The sequence below is a fragment of the Streptomyces actinomycinicus genome (assembly GCF_016741775.1).
Lineage (GTDB): Bacteria > Actinomycetota > Actinomycetes > Streptomycetales > Streptomycetaceae > Streptomyces > Streptomyces actinomycinicus.
Genome location: NZ_JAERRK010000006.1, coordinates 96793 through 113988, shown reverse-complemented (window position 1 = coordinate 113988; position 17196 = coordinate 96793). Strand labels below are relative to the sequence as shown.

Genomic DNA, 17196 nt, shown 5'->3' with positions numbered 1-17196 from the left:
AGGCCCTGTTCGCCGGCCGGCTCCGTGCCGTCGTGGAGCGAGGTGTCCAGGCCGCAGACCGTGAGGCCCGCCGCCCCCGCTCACCCGTCGCTCACCCCTTCCTGATCCCTCCCCGATCCTCCCTGCTCGCGCGCCCCGTCCTCACCCGCCCGGCCCCGCGCCGCAGGACAGCCCGGGGTGGTCATGGTCGGGTGGAGGCGTGTCGCTCCTGCCCGATCCCGTTCGCCGGTTCGCCGCCTGGTGTGCCGTGCTGCTGCTCGCCGCCGGAGTGGGCTGGGTCGGCGTCCAGCTGTGCGGGGAGCTGCGTACGGCCGTCATCCCGGTGCTGCTCGCCCTGCTCGGGACCGCGCTGCTCGGCCCGCTGTACCGCAGGCTGGTGGGGGCCGGGATGCAGCGGTCGCTGGCCGCCGGGCTCACCTGCATCGCCGTGGTCGCCGTCGTCGGTGGTGCCGTCTACATCATCGTGGCCGCCCTCATCGACACCGGCGACCAGATCGTCGTCTCGCTGCGGGAGGCCGCCAAGGCGGTCTCCCGGCACTTCGGGTCCGCCGGGACCGGACTCGACGACCTCGCCGCCAACTCCCGTGAGCTGCTGCGCAGATTCGGCGGGACGGCCGCCTCCAACGTGATCAGCGGGGTCAGCGTCGTCGCCGAGAGCATCGCGATGGCCGTGCTCGCGCTGCTGCTCGTCTTCTTCTTCCTGCGCGACTCTCACCGGGCCGTCGACGCCCTGCGCTCCCTCGCGCCCGGCGGCACCGCCGACACACTGGAGGCCGTCTGCCGGCGCGCCTTCGCGGCGGTGGAAGGGTTCATGCGCGGTACGACCTTCATCGCGCTCATCGACGCCCTGTGCATCACCGTCGGCCTGCTGATCCTGCGGGTGCCGGGCGCGGTCGGGCTCGGCGCGCTCGTCTTCGTCGGCGCCTACATTCCCTACCTCGGGGCCTTCATCTCAGGCGCGGTGGCCGTCCTGGTCGCCCTCGCCGACCGGGGCTTCGTCATCGCGCTGTGGGCGCTCGGGGTGGTGCTGGCCGTGCAGGTGCTGGAGGGGCATGTGCTGCAGCCGGCGATCCAGAGCCGGACCGTGCAGATGCATCCGGCCGTGGTGATGGTGACGATCACCGGGGGCGCCTCCGTCGCCGGCGTCCTCGGCATGCTCCTCGCGGTACCGCTGACCGCGGCGGCCTTCGGGGTCGGGGAGGAGCTGAGGGGCCGTTACGCCACTTCCTCCTCGTCCTCCGGCGAACCAGGGACTTCCGGCGAACGGGGGTCCTCCGGCGGACCGGGGTCCTCCGGCGGACCGGGGACCTCCGATGAACCAGGGACCTCCGATGCGCCCGGCTCCGACCCCGGCTCACCGGACTCGTAGAGCTCGAACCAGATGCTCTTGCCCTCGCCCCGCGGTTCCACCCCCCACGTGTCCGCGAGGAGTTCGATCAGCATCAGCCCGCGGCCGGAGGAGGCCAGTTCGCCGGGCCGGCGCCGGTGCGGCAGGTCGTCACCGGTGTCGAAGACCTCCACCCGCAGCCGCCGGCCGCCGCCCTCGCCCATGACCTCGGCGAGCAGCAGCGCGTCGGTGTCGGTGTGCACGAGCACGTTGGTGACCATCTCCGAGACCAGCAGCACCGCCGAGTCCAGCTGGTCGGCCGACGCCCAGTCGTGCAGCAGTTCCCGCAGGTGCTGGCGGGCCTCGGCGATCCGGTCCGGCTCGTCCTGCGCCACCGACAGCAGGGTGCGCCGCACCGTGGGCCGCACGTTCAGGGTGGCGCCGCAGCCGCAGCCCTGTCCGGGCCGGCACAGCAGAAGCAGTGCGAGGTCGTCCTCGCGGCGGTCCGCCAGCGGGCCGCGGGTATGGTGCGAGGACGGGCCGTGCACGCCCTGGACCAGTGCGTCGGCGAGCGTCTCCAGGTCGTCCCGGTGGTCCTCGAGGATCGCGCGCAGCCGCTGCCGGCCGCTCTCCATGTCGTGGCCGCCGGTCTCGATCAGGCCGTCGGTGCACAGCATCAGTGTCTCGCCGGGTTCGAGGGCGAACCGGGTCGTCGGGTAGTCGGCGTCCGGGTCGAGGCCCAGCGGCAGGCCGCCCGCGGTCGGCCGCGTCATCACCGTGCCGTCGGCCATCCGGATCATCGGGTGCGGGTGCCCGGCGCGGGCGATCTCCAGCATTCCCGAGGCCGGGTCGGTCTCGGCGTACAGGCAGGTCGCGAAGCGCAGGTCCGTCGTGTCCTCGTCGTACGACATGCCGTGCAGGAAGCGGGAGGCGCGGGAGAGGACGGCGTCCGGGCGGTGTCCCTCGGAGGCGTAGGCACGCAGCGCGATCCGCAGCTGGCCCATGAGGCCGGCCGCGCGCACGTCATGGCCCTGGACGTCGCCGATGACGAGCGCGAAGCGGCCGGAGGGCAGCGGGATCATGTCGTACCAGTCGCCGCCGACCTGGAGGCCGCCGCCGGTCGGGATGTACCGGGCGGCGATCTGCATGCCGGGGATCTCGGGGCCCAGCGACGGCAGCATGGAGCGCTGCAGGCCGTCGGTCAGCTCCCGCTGGGTCTCGGCGGCGCCGGCCCGGGACAGTGCCTGGGCGAGCATCCGGGCGACCGTGGTGAGCACCGCCCGCTCGTCCGGCGTGAACGCGACCGGGTAGGTGAAGGCCGCCATCCAGGCGCCCATCGTGCGTCCGGCCACGGTCAGCGGCAGGAACGCCCACGAGCGGCGCCCGAAGACCCGGGCGAGCGGCCAGGTGACCGGGTAGCGCTCCTTGTACTCCTCGGGGGAGGAGAGGTAGACGGCCCGGCCGGTGCGGACGACTTCGGCGGCGGGGTAGTCGGTGTCCACCGGCATGTGGGAGAAGGGGTTCATGGAGCCGGGCTGGTGCCCGTGCTGGCCGGTGATCGTCAGCCGGTCGCCCTTCACCCCGAACACCACGAGCCCGTCCGGCGAGAACCCCGGCATGGACAGGGCGCCCGCCACCCGCAGCACCTCGGCCGTGGACCGTGCCTCCGCCAGCGCCCGGCCCGCGTCCAGCAGGAACGCCTCCCGGGAGCGCCGCCAGTCCCCGGTGACCGCGCTGCGGCCGGCCGCCGTGCCCGGCGTCGGCTCGGTCACCTCCTGGAGGGTGCCGATCAGCTCGTACGCCTGCCGCCCGGGGTCGTAGGAGGGCTTGGAGCGGCTGCGGACGACGCGCAGGATCTGCCCGTCGCCGTCCATGATCCGGATGCGCACCTCGGCGAGGGTGCCCTCGGCGACCGCCAGCCGGACCACGCCGGTGATCTCGATCCAGTCGACCGGATGCAGCCGGGCCCGGGCCTGGGCCTCCGTGAGGGTGGCCGGCTGCGCGGGCAGCCCGAGCAGCCGTGCGGCCTCCGCGTCCACGGTGACCAGCCCGGCGGCGGTGTCCCAGTGCCACAGCCCGGTTGCGAGGGCGCCGAGGACGTCCCCTACGGACGGCAGCGGCTCACCTGTGCGCATTGCCCCACTTTAAGAAGATCTTATAGATAAGTGCCACTGTAAGAAGGTCTGACGGTGAAGGGCCGCGGTTGTAGCTGCCGCCGAGTGCGGGGCGCCGGTGCCGGGCCCGCGGGGGGGAAATGGTGGGGAGGCGATCTTGGCGTGCCCGGTACCCTTGATGGGTCCGGGCCCCGTGCCCGTTCCCGCCGGTCCGCAGAGCCGGCAGGAGAAACCCCACCACGAAGGACGATGAACGACGATGCATCGGTACAGGTCCCACACCTGCGGCCAGCTCCGCGCCTCTGACGTCGGCACCGACGTCCGGCTGAGTGGCTGGCTGCACAATCGGCGCGACCTGGGCGGCATCCTCTTCATCGATCTGCGCGACCACTACGGCATCACGCAGCTGGTCGCGCGCCCCGGCACCCCCGCGTACGAGGCGCTGGACAAGATCTCCAAGGAGTCCACGGTCCGCGTCGACGGCCGCGTCGTTTCACGTGGAACCGAGAACGTGAACCTTGACCTGCCCACGGGCGAGATCGAGGTCGAGGTCTCCGACGTCGAGCTGCTCGGCTCGGCCCAGCCGCTGCCCTTCACCATCAACGCCGAGGACGGCGTCAACGAGGAGCGGCGCCTGGAGTACCGCTTCCTGGACCTGCGCCGCGAGCGCATGCACCGCAACATCATGCTGCGTACGGCGGTCATCTCGGCGATCCGCCACAAGATGACGGCGCTGGGCTTCAACGAGATGGCGACGCCCATCCTGTCCGCCACCTCCCCCGAGGGCGCCCGCGACTTCGTCGTGCCGTCCCGCCTGAACCCCGGCAAGTTCTACGCGCTGCCGCAGGCCCCGCAGCAGTTCAAGCAGCTGCTGATGATCTCCGGCTTCGACCGCTACTTCCAGATCGCGCCCTGCTTCCGCGACGAGGACGCCCGCGCCGACCGCTCGCCCGGCGAGTTCTACCAGCTCGACGTCGAGATGAGCTTCGTCGAGCAGGAGGACGTCTTCCAGCCGATCGAGCAGCTGATGACCGAGCTGTTCGAGGAGTTCGGCAACGGCCGGCACGTCACCTCCCCGTTCCCGCGGATCCCGTTCCGCGAGGCGATGCTCAAGTACGGCTCCGACAAGCCGGACCTGCGCGCCAAGCTGGAACTGGTGGACATCACCGACGTCTTCGAGGGCTCGGAGTTCAAGGCGTTCGCAGGCAAGCACGTGCGTGCCCTGGCGGTCCCGGCCGTTCAGGACCAGCCGCGCAAGTTCTTCGACCAGCTGGGTGAGTTCGCGATCTCGCTGGGCGCGAAGGGCCTGGCCTGGGTCCGCGTCGGCGAGGACGGCGCGCTGTCCGGCCCGATCGCCAAGTTCCTCACCGAGGAGAACGTCGCCGAGCTGACCAAGCGGCTCTCGCTGGCCCCCGGACACGCCGTGTTCTTCGGCGCGGGCGAGTTCGACGAGGTCTCGAAGATCATGGGCGCCGTGCGCGTCGAGGCGGCCAAGCGCGCCGGCCAGTTCGAGGAGAACGTCTTCCGCTTCTGCTGGATCGTCGACTTCCCGATGTACGAGAAGGACGAGGAGACCGGCGCGATCGACTTCTCGCACAACCCCTTCTCGATGCCGCAGGGCGGCCTGGAGGCCCTGGAGACCCAGGACCCGCTGGACATCCTGGGCTGGCAGTACGACATCGTCTGCAACGGCGTCGAGCTGTCCTCGGGCGCGATCCGGAACCACGAGCCGGACATCATGCTCAAGGCCTTCGAGATCGCGGGCTACGACCGTGAGACCGTCGAGGAGAAGTTCGCCGGCATGCTCCGCGCGTTCCGCTTCGGTGCCCCGCCGCACGGCGGCATCGCCCCGGGTGTGGACCGCATCGTCATGCTCCTCGCGGACGAGCCCAACATCCGCGAGACGATCGCCTTCCCGCTCAACGGCAACGCCCAGGACCTGATGATGGGCGCCCCGACCGAGCTGGACGAGTCCCGCCTGCGCGAGCTGCACCTGAGTGTCAGGAAGCCGCAGCCGAAGTAGCAAGCCCCGCCGTGCGCGCCGATCTGTCCTGACTCGCTCTTGACGGCCGGCGCGCACAGCCGTTTCCGGGCCCGGTGACAGTGTGTGTCCCCACGGTCCCGTCGACGGCACCTGGACGGCCGACGGGCGACGGGCGGCGGGCAAGCGGGCGGGCTCAGTCCGCGGCGCCGGGATCGGGCTCCTCGTCCGGGGACGCGCCGTCCTCCAGCAGCCGCTCGGCGATGTCGTCGGACCAGTGCTGGGCCCAGGCGCGCAGGGCGGCCACCCCGCCCTCGTCCAGGCCGTACCGGAGGAAGTCACGGTCGGAGTAGAAGTCCGTGCCGGTCAGCCGGGACTGGAGGGTGGGCAGGTCGAAGAGGTCATGGGCGTGCCGGCGGCCCAGCTCCTCCAGGGCGGGCAGGGCGAACCGGGCCGCGCAGGCCTGCGCGTCGATCAGGTCGACGGCGGCGCCCCGGTCGTACAGCGCGCGGATCTTCGTGCCGACGGCGTCCTCCAGGGACAGCGCCGGGCCGTACTCGGTGAGGTCCGGGGACTGCCAGAACGCCTCCCTGTGCAGGGTGAGCGCGCACGGATCACCGGTCGGCGGGTCCGTGACCGTCAGCTGTGCGGTCCGCGCGGTCACGGCACCCGCCCGCACCTGCCGCCCCCGCGCCTCCAGGGCCGCCCCGACGGCAGCCGCGATGTCCGCCATGGCGGCGGGACTCTCCGTGGCGAGGTCGAGGTCGGCGTGCGGGCGCCGGAGCAGTCCGTGGGCCTGCAGGGCGTAGCCGCCGGCCAGGACCAGACGGTGCGGGCCGCCCGCCGGGACGACGTCCGCCAGCAGCCGGCGGTGGGGTTCGGGGATGTCCACGGGAAGATTTTTCCGGCTTCCTGTCACACATGCGCGACGACGGGGTTCACAGAGGTGTCCGAAGACCTCAGACCACTCGCCGGGAGCCTCTCATGCGTACCGCCCAGATCGTCGTCACCCTGCTCGCCGCGCTCATGGCCGGTTTCTCCGGCGCCGTGCTGCTGCTGCGGGCGCAGTGGATCGTGCAGGCGCTCACCGAGTACCGGGTGCCGCGCTCGTGGTGGACCTGGCTGGGACTGGCCAAGGCCGCCGGCGCGGCCGGTCTGGTGGCCGGGCTGTTCGTGCCGGTGATCGGGGTGCTGGCCGGGACCGGGCTGGTGCTCTACTTCCTCGGCGCCGCCGTCACGGTGGCGCGGGCGCGCCAGTACACGCACATCCCGTTCCCGCTCGTCTACGCCGCACCGGTCGTCGGCGCCCTGGCCCTCGGTGCGGCGGCCTGACCGGGCCGGCCGGACGGGATCGGCCGCATCGACCTGGTCGGCCGGACCCGTACGCGCGAGGGCGCCGAGCCCGTCCGGCTCGGCGCCCTCGCGCGCGGATCAGTCCTCGGTCAGCCTTCCTCGCCGCCGAAGCGCTCCTTGTACGCAGCCAGGTCCTCGTCCGTCAGCTTGGCGAACAGGACCGGCGGGACCGTGAAGGGCGTGCCGGACGGGACGAAGACCAGGGCCTTCGCCTCCTCGGCGGTGACCCAGACGGCGGTGTCGTCCGCCAGGGCGAACGCCTCCCGCATGACCTTCGCCGTCGCCGGGATGAACGGCTCGGAGACCACCGCGTACAGGTGGATCAGGTTCATGGCCGTACGCAGCGTGAGGGCCGCGCCGTCCTTGTCGGTCTTGATCTCCAGCCAGGGGGCCTTCTCCTCCAGGTAGGAGTTGCCGGCCGACCACAGCGCGCGGAGGGCCGCCGCGGCCTTGCGGAACTGGAGGGCCTCCATGTGCTCCTCGTACTCCGCGAGCAGACGGGCGATCTCCTCGCCCAGCCTGGCCTCCGCCGCGCCGGGCTCACCGCCGGCCGGCACCTCCTCGCCGAAGCGCTTCTTGGAGAAGGACAGCACGCGGTTGACGAAGTTGCCGAGGGTGTCGGCGAGGTCCTTGTTGACGGTGGCCGTGAAGTGCTCCCAGGTGAAGGACGAGTCGTCCGACTCCGGGGCGTTGGCGATCAGGAAGTAGCGCCAGTAGTCCGCCGGGAGGATCTCCAGGGCCTGGTCGGTGAAGACGCCCCGCTTCTGCGAGGTGGAGAACTTGCCGCCGTAGTACGTCAGCCAGTTGAAGGCCTTGACGTAGTCGACCTTCTTCCACGGCTCGCGCACGCCCAGCTCGGTGGCCGGGAACATCACCGTGTGGAACGGGACGTTGTCCTTGGCCATGAACTCGGTGTAGCGGACGGTCTCGTCGGCGTCGTACCACCAGGCCTTCCAGTCCCGGTTCTCCGGGTCCTGGTCGGCCCACTCCTTCGTCGCGCCGATGTACTCGATCGGGGCGTCGAACCAGACGTAGAAGACCTTGCCCTCGGCCGCCAGCTCCGGCCAGGTGTCCGCCGGGACCGGGACGCCCCAGTCCAGGTCACGCGTGATCGCGCGGTCGTGCAGGCCCTCGTTCAGCCACTTGCGGGCGATGGAGGAGGCCAGCTGCGGCCAGTCGTCCTCGTGCCGGGCGACCCAGGCCTCCACCTCGTGCTGCAGCTTGGACTGGAGCAGGAAGAGGTGCTTGGTCTCGCGGACCTCCAGGTCCGTGGAACCGGAGATCGCCGAGCGCGGGTCGATCAGGTCGGTCGGGTCCAGCACGCGGGTGCAGTTCTCGCACTGGTCGCCGCGGGCCTTGTCGTAACCGCAGTGCGGGCAGGTGCCCTCGACGTAGCGGTCGGGCAGGAAGCGCCCGTCGGCCGGGGAGTAGACCTGGCGGATCGCCCGCTCCTCGATGAAGCCGTTCTCGTTCAGCTTGCGGGCGAAGTGCTGGGTGATGTCGCGGTTCTCCGGGGAGGAACTGCGGCCGAAGTAGTCGAACGCGAGCGCGAAGCCGTCGTAGACCGCCTTCTGGGCGTCGTGGGCCTGGGCGCAGAACTCGTCCACCGCGAGGCCCTGTTCCTTGGCGGCCAGCTCGGCGGGGGTGCCGTGCTCGTCCGTCGCGCAGATGTAGAGGACGTCGTGGCCGCGCTGGCGGAGGTACCGGGAGTACACGTCCGCCGGGAGCATGGACCCCACCATGTTGCCCAGGTGCTTGATCCCGTTGATGTACGGAAGGGCGCTGGTGATGAGGTGTCGAGCCATCGCGGGCTGCTCCCAGGTCGCTACGTGTACGAACCTTGAAATCGTAGCCGACGTGTGTATGCCGCCCGCCTCCCGTTTTACGGGGTGAGAAGCGGGCGGCACGGGTGTGGCGGAGAGTGACGGGGGATTACGGGCGCCAGTTCGCCAGAACGCCCTCGTACAGCTCGGTGTCCGTCAGCTCGCGGGGGGTGGGGCCCGCGTGGAAGAAGGACGTGTTGTCGGTCTTCAGTTTGCGGAGGTAGTCGAAGGCCTTGTTGTCGTGCTCGCCGAAGGCGACGAAGGAGAAGAACACGGAGGGGTGGTTCTTCGCGGCCTCGGTGAGGGACGCGGTGGCGGGGGTCTTCGCGTCGGGGGCGCCGTCGGTCTGGAAGATCACCAGGGCCGGGGTGCCGGGGCCGGTGCTCTTTCCTGCGTCCGTCCCGGTGTCCGTCCCGGTGGCGGTCTCGGTATTCGGCCCGGTGTGCTTCTCGTGGTGGGCGAGTACGGCTTCCACGGCGGCGTGGTAGCTGGTACGCCCCATGCGGCCGAGGGTGGCGTGGGTGTCGTCGATGTGGGTCTCGTGCCCGGGGGCGAGGGTGAGGTCGGTGGTGCCGTCGACCTCCGTCGAGAAGAAGACGACGTGGACCGTGGCCTCGGGGTCCAGGTGGGCGGCGAGGGCGAGGGTCTGGTCGGCGAGGGCCTGCGCGGAGCCGTCCTTGTAGTACGGGCGCATGCTCGCGGAGCGGTCCAGCACGAGGTAGAGCTTCGCTCGGGTGCCGGTGAGGTCGGTCTTCTTGAGGGCGGCTGTGGCGGCCTTGTAGGCGGTGGTGAGGGAGGGGGTGCGGGACTTGACCTTGGTGAGGGGGGTGGCGGGTTTGGCCGACACCGTCGGGGGGGCCGTGTGCTCGACGGCGCCGGTCTGCTGGGGGTCGGGTTCGGCCTCGGCTTCGCCTTCGGCGTTCGTGTTCCCACCGGTCTCAGTCGCCTGCGGGTCCGCCTCGGCTTCGCCTTCGGCGTCCGTGTTCCCACCCGCACCACCCGTGCGGGTCTCGTCGTCGGGTGCGGGTGCCGCCTGCGGGGCGTCCTCGCCGTCGGCGGCCTGCGGGTCGGTGGTCTGCGGTGCGGTGGCCCGCGTGTCGGCGGGCTCTGGCTCGGTGGGCTGCGTGGCCTGCACTTCGGCGGTCTGGGTGGCTGAGGGCGCGGCGGATGCGTCGTCTTGTGCCGTCCCACCCTCGGCCGCCGTCTCTGCCTCCGGCGCCGACTCGACCGTGGCCTCTGCCTTCGGTGTCGGCTCGACTGCGGCCTCTGCCGCCGGCTCGACCGTCGCCTCTGCCGCCGGCTCGGCCTCTGCCTCTGCCTCTGCCTTCGGCTCGGGTTCGACCGTCGTCTCTGCCTCTGCCGCCGGCGTCGGCTCGGCTGTCGCCTCTGCCGTCGGCGCGGCCTCTGCCTCTGCCTCTGTCTTCGGCTCGGGTTCCACCGTCGCCTCTGCCGCCGGTTCGGCCTCTGTCTCTGCCTTCGGCTTTGGTTCGGTTGCCGGCTTCGGCTCGGCCTCTGTCTCTGCCTTCGGGGTCGGCTCAGGGGTCGCTTCGGGCTGCGGCTCTTCCTGGACGTCCGCCTCGGCTTGTGGCGCCGGCTCGGGTGTCGGCTCTGTTTTCGGCTCGGGGGTCTTCGTGGGCTCCGGCTCCGGGTGTTCCGGGGTGGCCTCGGGCCGGGTGCCTTCCCCGGTGTCGGGGTCGGTCGTCTGGGCCGGGACCTTCACGTTGTCGAAGGCCGCGGAGACCAGGTCGTGTTCTGCGGAGTCCGACTGGCGGGGCTCCGGGAGTGCGGGCGCCGGCTCGGGGGTCGCGGACTGCGCCGGGAGGCGTTCCGCACCCTCCGCCTCGGTGGCTCGTGCTTTGCGTGAGCGGCCGAATGCGTTCCGCAGGAGAGTGAGAATGCCCATGTGCGCAACCCTTCGCGTGAGTTGTACCGTCAATCGCTGGCCAGGACGGACACGTAAGGTTAGCGGCCCCGTGTGGCGGGACTGCGTCGGTGCGGGGAGGCGATCGCGCGGGCCGCGGCGACCTCCTGGCGGAGGGGTTCGAGGACGCTGTCCGAGGGGCCGGTGAGGTCGGTGCGTACGGCGGTCAGGGTCTCCGCGCTGCGCACGCCGGCGGACAGCTCGCGAAGTTGCAGCGCCACCTGCGCGATCTCGGACGTGGACGGCGGCGGCGCCCCGTGGCGGACGCGGACGCGTGCCGCCGTCGTGGCGTCCACGATGCGCTCCACGGCCACCACGAGCGGCCACCACGCGGCGGCGCGCCGGCCGGTGGGCGGCGGCTCGGTCAGGGCCCGCTGGAACTCGGTGCGGATCACGGAGAGGTCCCGGTAGAGGCGGCGGCGCATGCGGGCGCGGCCCGACGGGTCGGGTGTCGGGGTGAAGGCCGCCTCCACGTAGGCCGCCGTGTCCGCCACCGCGTCGGCCAGCCGGTCGCCCACGCGGGTGTGCCAGCTCTCCGGCCAGAAGAGGTAGCCCGCGGTCAGGGCGATCGCACAGCCGAGGAGTGAGTCGTTCAGCCGGGGCAGCAGCAGTGCCGTCCCCTGGTGGTTGAGGATGTCGGAGAGGAGCAGGATCACCGGTGTGATGGCGGCCGTCTGGTAGCCGTAGCCGCGCGGGGTGAGCGCCGGGATCAACGGGGCCAGGAGGAAGAGGACGAGCACGTCCCACCGGCCCAGCGGGACCTCGGCCAGGACCACCGCCGCCAGCACCAGGCCGGCTACCGTGCCCAGGGCGCGCAGCAGGGCGCGGGAGAAGACCGAGCCGAAGTCCGGTTTGAGGACGAAGGTGATGGTCAGGGCGACCCAGTAGGAGCGGGGGACGAGGATCAGGGAGACCAGGGCCTGGGCGATGCCGATGCAGAGCGCCAGCCGTACGCCGTAGCGCCAGGAGTTGGCGGACAGCACGACGGTGCGTGCCGCGCGTGCCGTACGGATGCCGAGGGCCGCCGGCCGGCCCAGTCGGTCGTCGATGCCCCGGGGATCCACGTCGGGAGCGGTGACGACCTCGGCGGCGTGCCGCAGGGCGTGGTCCACGGCGCGGCCCGTCTCGGTGGTGGGGAGGGGCAGGTGCAGGGCTGGGAGGGGCGTGTCGTCCGATTCCACGGCCCTCGCCAGGTGGTGGACCGCCTCGGGGATCTGCGGGGGGAGCGGGCGGGCCGCCAGGTGGGCCGCGGGGGCCGCCTCGATCACGGGGGTGATCGCGTTCAGCCGGGCCAGCATCCGGGTGAGGTCGGGGCTGCGGCCGTGGTGGCGGGCGCGCCGGGCCAGGATCAGGTCGTACGACTGGTTCAGGGACTGGGTGACGGTGCGGCGGGCCTCCTCGTACTCCTCGGTGCGGTCGGTGCCGGCGGTGGCGAGGAGGGCGGCGACCGTGCGGTAGGTGGCCGCGACCGCCGCGCGTTCGGGGACGCCGGCGCGCAGCGGCCAGGCCAGTAGGGCGAGGAGGAGGACCAGCAGGCCGCCGCCCGTCATCAGGGCGGGGGCGAGCCACCAGGGGGAGGGCAGCGGGAGGCCCGCGCCGACCACGCAGTTCAGCAGGAGCAGCAGGCCGGAGACCGAGGCCACCGCGCCGATCGTGGAGATCATGCCGGAGACCAGGGCGACCCCGGTGACGGCGGCCACCGCGTACCAGCCGTGGCCGTACGCCAGGGTGCCCAGGGTCACGCCGACCGCGCCGAAGAGCTGCGGTACGGCGATGTTGAGGATGCGCATGCGGTAGGCGTCGGCGGTGTCGCCGATGACGCCGGACAGGGCGCCCATGGAGGCGAGGGCACCGTAGTCGGGGCGGCCGGCGGCGAGGCCGAGGGCCAGCGGGAGGGCCATGCCGACGCCGGCGCGGGCCATGGCGGCCCAGCTGAGTGGTGCCTGCTGGGGCTTGAGGTTCCGGACCAGCCAGTCGGGAGGGGTGAGGCCGGTCGGGAACTCTCGGGACATGCGCCCATTATGGACGGATTACGACATCGGTCCGGCGGCGGGGGCATGCCACCACCGGCCCCTGTCCTGCCACCGGCCCCTGTCCTGCCACCGGCCCCTGTCCTGCCGTCGGCTCCTGTCTTGCCACCGGCCCCTGTCCTGCCACCGGCTCCTGTCCTGCCACCGGCTCCTGTCTTTCCGCTGGCCCCTGTCCTGCCGTCGGCCTGCTGCCCGCTGCCCTGCCCCTGCTGCCCGCTGCCCTCCTCCCCGCTCGCGGCCGCTCCGCTCCCGTCGTCCTCAGCGCCGTTGGTGCAGTGTCACGTCGACCACCAGCGCGCGGTGGTCGGTGCCGCGTACGCGCAGGAAGTGGGCGTCGGCCGCGGTGAAGTCCGGGGAGAGCAGGACGTGGTCGATCTGGGCGCCGATGACGGAGGCGGTGCGGGAGGGCCAGCTGGGGGCGCGGTCGTGGCCCGCGAGGCGGGCCGCGTCGGTCAGGCCGGCGTCGAGGATGCGGCGGAAGGCAGCGTGGTCCTGGGAGGCGTTGAAGTCGCCGGCGAGGATGGTGGGGGTGCGGGTGTCGGCCGCGGCGAAGTCGCGGAGCCGGCCGAGTTCGCGGCGCCACAGTGCGAGCTGCTCCGGCAGCGGTGGCATGGGGTGGGCGAGCTGCAGGCGTACGCGGTGGCCGCGGACGTCGGCGACGGCACCGGGCATGCCCATGGTGCCGGCAACGCCCGCGGCCGGTGTGAGCGGGAAGCGGCTGAGGACGAGGGAGCCCTTGGAGCCGTCCGCCTCGACGGCCCGGCGGTGCGGGTAGACGGCGGCGAAGTCGCGTTCCAGTGTGGCCCGGCAGCCGGTTTCGCACTCCTGCACGAAGACCACGTCCGGCCGCCGGTCGCGCAGGACCGGCACCAGGGCGGGGGTGCCGCGGCCGAACTCGACGTTCGCCGTCAGGACGCGGACCGTGGCGAGGGGCGGACCGCCGGGTTCGCCGGCCTTGCCGTACGGCTCCAGGTACCAGGCGAGCAGCCCGAGGACCGCCACGCCCCACACCAGCCCCGGCCACCAGCGGGCGAGCAGCGCGCACAGCAGGGCGAAGCCGGCCGGCGCGAACAGCCAGGGCAGGAAGGCGAGCAGCTGGGGTACGGGGGTGATGCCGTCGGTGTCGGCGACCCGGCAGCCGACGACCACGCTCACCCCGGCGAGCAGCAGGCCGGCACACCAGGCGCCGAGCCTGCGTCCGGGGCGCTGGGTCACACGGGTGAGCCTACGGTCCGCTCGTCCAGCCGCGCCAGGAATTCACCGAGTGCCCGGTTGAACTCCTCGGGCCGTTCCAGGTTGGGCAGATGGGCGGCGCCTTCGACGACGTGCAGGACGGAGTCGGGGAGGGCGGCGTGCATGGCCTCGGCGTCGGCCGCGGGGGTGTAGGTGTCGTCGGCGCCCACCACGACCAGGGCGGGCACGGTCAGCCCGCTCAGCAGGTCCCGGTAGTCGGGGCGTTCGGCCCGGCCGCGCAGGGCGGCCGCGGCACCCTGCGGCGAGGTGGCGGTCATCATGCGGTGCACGTGGGCCTTGACCTCGGGGCGGGCGTACGGGGCGACCATCTTCTCCAGCACCTCGTCGGCGTAGCCCCGCATGCCCTCGGCGAGCAGCCGGTCGGCCATGGCGTTGCGGCTCTGCCGGCCCTCGGGTGTCTCCGCGGCGGGGAAGGTGTCGGCGAGGACGAGGCCCCGGATCCGGTCGCCGAAGCGGGCCGCGCACTCCATGACGATCTGGCCGCCCATGGACAGGCCGGCGAGGACGAAGGTCTCCACGCCCAGGTGGTCGAGGAGGGCGGCGATGTCCTGGGCGTGGCGGGAGAGCGGGACCGTGCCGGGGGTGACGGGGGAGGCGCCGTAGCCGCGCAGGTCGGGCGCGATCACCCGGCGGGTGGGGGCGAACTCCGTCAGCTGCGGGTGCCACATCGTGTGGTCGAAGGGGTGGCCGTGGACGAGGACGAGGGGAACCCGGGAGGCGACTCCGGGGTCTTTGTCCTCGAATGAGAGGAACGTGGGCATGCCAACGACCCTAGGGCGCCCGCTCTGCTCGGGGCAATAAAATCTTTGCCCTCGGTGCAATTCGAGGGCCGGGTCAATGGGTTGTTTCGATGGGCCGCTTCGACGGTCGCTTCGACGGCTCGATCAGACGGGCCGTTCAGACGGGCCGTTCAGGCGGGCCGTTCAGTGGGCAGGCCGGTGGTCCGCAACCGGCCCGGGGACAGGGGGACTTGTGCACGACTACCGGCGCATCGCCGACAGGATCGCGGCCGACATCACGGGCGGACGGCTGCTGCCCGGCCAACGGCTGCCACCCCAGCGGGCCTTCGCCCGGCGGCACGGCATCGCCCCGTCCACCGCGGGCCGGGTCTACGCCGAACTCGTCCGGCGCGGGCTGGTGGTGGGCGAGGTCGGGCGCGGCACGTTCGTACGGGCCGGCGCCCCGGACGGGCAGCCGGGGCACGCCCTGACCGAGGCGGCCGGGACCGCGGTCGTGAACCTGGAACTCAACTACCCGGCCGCTCCAGGCCAGTCGGAGCTGCTCGCCCCGGCCCTCGCGCCCCTGCTCCGGCCCGACGCGCTCGGCCAGGCACTGCGGCCGGCCGCCGCCGCGGGCACCCCGGCGGCCCGGCAGGCGATCGCCGCACTGCTCGGGCAGAGCGGGCTGCGGCCGGCACCGGAACGCATCCTGTTCACCGGCAACACCCGCCAGGCCATCGCCGCCACCCTCGCCTCCCTGGTCCGCCCCGGCGGCCGGGTCGGCGTGGAGCCGCTGACGTATCCGCTGGTCAAGGAGATAGCGGCCCGCCTCGGCCTGATCCTCGTACCCCTGGCCACGGACCAGGAAGGGCCGGTGCCGGGGTCCATCGACGCCGCACACCGCAGCGCACCCCTGTCCGCGCTCTACCTCCAGCCGACCCTGCACAACCCGACCTCGCGGACCACGAGCGCCGGGCGGCTGCGGGAACTGGCCGACACCGTCCACAGGCTGGGGACACCGGTCGTCGAGGACCGGACCTGGTCCTTCCTGCACCCCGGCGGCACACCCCCGCTCGCCGCACTCGCACCGGGGCTGGTCCACCTGGTCGACGGGCTGTCCAAGCGGGTGGCGCCCGGGCTCACCGTCGGCTTCGCCGTCGTCCCGGACGGGCGCGCCGAGGCGGTGGCGCGGGCCGTCCGCTCCGGCGGGTGGAGCGCGGGGTCCTTCGCGCTGGAGGCGGCCGTACGGTGGCTCGGCGACGGGACCGTGGACCGGCTGGTGACCGCCAAGCGGCAGGACGCGCGGCGGCGGCAGCGGCTGGTCGCCGAGAAGCTCGCCGGGTTTGCCGTACGGTCCGACCCGTCCGCCCTGTTCGCCTGGTGGGAGCTGCCCGCGCCGTGGCGCGCGGACACCTTCACGGCCGCCGCGCTCGCGCACGGCATCGCGGTCACCCCGGGCACGGCCTTCTCCGTCGACCCTGGCCGGACGCCGGACGCGGTCAGACTCGGGCTCGCGTCGGTGCCGGAGCCGGAGCTGGCGCGGGCGCTGGTGACCCTCGCCGGCGTGGCGCGGGACGGAGCAGCCGCAGGTACCGGGTGAGCCAGGTGACGAGGGCCACCGCCAGGCCGAGCCCGAGCAGCAGCCAGGCGACCGTGCGCAGGGTGCCGGTGAGGGCGTCGTAGACGGCGCCCGCGGCCGGGTGGGAGACACCGGCGGGCAGGTCGGCCAGGGTCAGGCTGCGGCCGACGGCCAGGGCGAGGGCGAGCAGCGCGCCGCCCAGGGCCGTGCCCAGCGCGGTCGCGGCGACGGCCCGGCGGCGGTGGACGGCGAGGGCGATGCCCGTGACGGCGAACGCGGCGGCCGCCACCGGAAGCCAGAACCCGGCGACTTCGAGCACGTGGAACCCCCTCCGGAGTCCGGTCAGTTCGCCCGCGTGGAGCACGGCGACCGCGGTGTGCTCCACCGGGATGCGCGCGGCGAGCGGCACATGGTCGTGGGTGAGCTGGCGCTTGACCTGCGCGGTGACGGGTGCCAGGTCGACGGTGACGGTGTCCTCGTCCTCCGCGCGCAGGGCGCGCAGCAGGGCGTCGTGGGTGACCCGGTTGCCGGTGTCCCAGGCCAGCCGGAACGCCCGGGTCTGGGTGAACGAGCGCACCGCGTCGTGCACGAACGGGCGGACCGAGCCGCGCACCGGGCGGACGTCCAGGTGCTGGTCCACTTCGCGCCAGATGCCGTCACCGACCGTGTTCACGACGGCCTCCCGCACGTCCGGATCGGCGGCGAGCGGGGCCATCGTGGTGACGTACCGGCCCGTGTCGGCGAGCCCGTACGCCGTCCAGGCCGCCAGCGCGCCGAACGGCACGAGCAGGCAGGACAGGACGATCAGTACGGCCGACAGGGCGCTCCTGAGGCGTGAGGGCACGCTTCCAGGCAAGGGCCCCCGAGCCGGGGGCGCGAGCGGGGGCACTGCATTCGGGCGGTGGGACGACCCCGTTGGCGGAACCGGAGTCCGCGCCCTCCGGTGGAGGGTTCACCCGAACGGGTGTTTCCTGGTGCTGGGGAGAAAGAGGTGACACCAGCGACACCTGTGCACAGCCGTCAACGGCACTCGGGCCGCCAGCGGTTCCGGCGCGTCCGGCTGATCTGGGTCGTGGAGCCGGACGGATGCCGGGA

At 72.9% G+C, this 17196-nt stretch carries 11 protein-coding genes and 1 pseudogene; 4 read left to right on the top strand and 8 right to left on the bottom strand.

The features are described from left to right. The first annotated feature begins 199 nt into the window (after positions 1–199). Positions 200–1369 (top strand): AI-2E family transporter, encoded by a 1170-nt coding sequence (locus JK359_RS38990; RefSeq protein ID WP_307788108.1) that lies wholly within the window; start codon positions 200–202, stop codon positions 1367–1369. Here JK359_RS38990 and JK359_RS14375 read toward each other — a convergent pair. Continuing rightward, positions 1327–3462 (bottom strand): annotated as a pseudogene (locus JK359_RS14375) (SpoIIE family protein phosphatase); the annotation flags it as partial. The gene JK359_RS38990 and the pseudogene JK359_RS14375 sit on opposite strands and share 43 nt — an antisense overlap. 238 nt (positions 3463–3700) lie before the next feature. On the opposite strand from JK359_RS14375, the gene aspS reads away from it, so the two are divergent. Beyond that, entirely contained in the window at positions 3701–5464 is a 1764-nt protein-coding gene (gene aspS / locus JK359_RS14370; RefSeq protein WP_201835604.1) for an aspartate--tRNA ligase, read from the top strand. 154 nt (positions 5465–5618) lie between these two features. Here aspS and JK359_RS14365 read toward each other — a convergent pair whose 3' ends face one another. After that, the gene (locus JK359_RS14365) at positions 5619–6314 is read right to left on the bottom strand and encodes a hypothetical protein (protein ID WP_201835603.1); all 696 of its coding nucleotides are present in this window, start codon (positions 6312–6314) and stop codon (positions 5619–5621) included. Between the two features lie 92 nt (positions 6315–6406). Here JK359_RS14365 and JK359_RS14360 point away from each other — a divergent pair, with 92 nt between their 5' ends. After that, the gene (locus tag JK359_RS14360) at positions 6407–6754 is read left to right on the top strand and encodes a DoxX family protein (RefSeq protein WP_201835602.1); all 348 of its coding nucleotides are present in this window, start codon (positions 6407–6409) and stop codon (positions 6752–6754) included. 110 nt (positions 6755–6864) lie between these two features. On the opposite strand, the gene metG is transcribed toward JK359_RS14360, so the two are convergent. The 5 genes from metG to JK359_RS14335 all read right to left on the bottom strand — a co-directional run bounded on the left by metG (position 6865) and on the right by JK359_RS14335 (position 14564). Further along, a complete protein-coding gene (gene metG, locus JK359_RS14355) occupies positions 6865–8580 on the bottom strand; it encodes a methionine--tRNA ligase (protein WP_201835601.1) in 1716 nt (571 codons plus the stop codon). Positions 8581–8707: 127 nt separating this feature from the next. Next, positions 8708–10501 carry a VWA domain-containing protein gene (locus JK359_RS14350; protein ID WP_201835599.1) on the bottom strand — a complete coding sequence of 598 codons (1794 nt, stop codon included), beginning with the start codon at positions 10499–10501 and terminating at the stop codon, positions 8708–8710. 59 nt (positions 10502–10560) lie between these two features. Continuing rightward, positions 10561–12531, bottom strand: a complete 1971-nt coding sequence (locus tag JK359_RS14345; protein WP_201835598.1) for an FUSC family protein — start codon at positions 12529–12531, stop codon at positions 10561–10563. Positions 12532–12807: 276 nt separating this feature from the next. Further along, entirely contained in the window at positions 12808–13764 is a 957-nt protein-coding gene (locus JK359_RS14340) for an endonuclease/exonuclease/phosphatase family protein (RefSeq protein WP_201835596.1), read from the bottom strand. Further along, positions 13761–14564 carry an alpha/beta fold hydrolase gene (locus tag JK359_RS14335; RefSeq protein ID WP_201835595.1) on the bottom strand — a complete coding sequence of 268 codons (804 nt, stop codon included), beginning with the start codon at positions 14562–14564 and terminating at the stop codon, positions 13761–13763. The genes JK359_RS14340 and JK359_RS14335 overlap by 4 nt, the downstream gene beginning before the upstream one ends. 211 nt (positions 14565–14775) lie before the next feature. Here JK359_RS14335 and JK359_RS14330 point away from each other — a divergent pair, with 211 nt between their 5' ends. Next, positions 14776–16122, top strand: a complete 1347-nt coding sequence (locus JK359_RS14330) for an aminotransferase-like domain-containing protein (RefSeq protein WP_201835594.1) — start codon at positions 14776–14778, stop codon at positions 16120–16122. Here the strand turns inward: JK359_RS14330 and JK359_RS14325 are convergent. Continuing rightward, complete coding sequence (locus JK359_RS14325; protein WP_201835593.1) at positions 16022–16945, bottom strand: hypothetical protein; 924 nt, start codon at positions 16943–16945, stop codon at positions 16022–16024. The two genes, JK359_RS14330 and JK359_RS14325, sit on opposite strands and share 101 nt — an antisense overlap. Positions 16946–17196 lie beyond the last annotated feature (251 nt).

Bases quoted from the DNA above. Each gene is read 5' to 3' on its own strand.
- aspS (WP_201835604.1), top strand. From the start codon at position 3,701: ATGCATCGGTACAGGTCCCACACCTGCGGCCAGCTCCGCGCCTCTGAC.
- JK359_RS14360 (WP_201835602.1), top strand. From the start codon at position 6,407: ATGCGTACCGCCCAGATCGTCGTCACCCTGCTCGCCGCGCTCATGGCC.
- metG (WP_201835601.1), bottom strand. From the start codon at position 8,580: ATGGCTCGACACCTCATCACCAGCGCCCTTCCGTACATCAACGGGATC.
- JK359_RS14350 (WP_201835599.1), bottom strand. From the start codon at position 10,501: ATGGGCATTCTCACTCTCCTGCGGAACGCATTCGGCCGCTCACGCAAA.
- JK359_RS14345 (WP_201835598.1), bottom strand. From the start codon at position 12,531: ATGTCCCGAGAGTTCCCGACCGGCCTCACCCCTCCCGACTGGCTGGTC.
- JK359_RS14335 (WP_201835595.1), bottom strand. From the start codon at position 14,564: ATGCCCACGTTCCTCTCATTCGAGGACAAAGACCCCGGAGTCGCCTCC.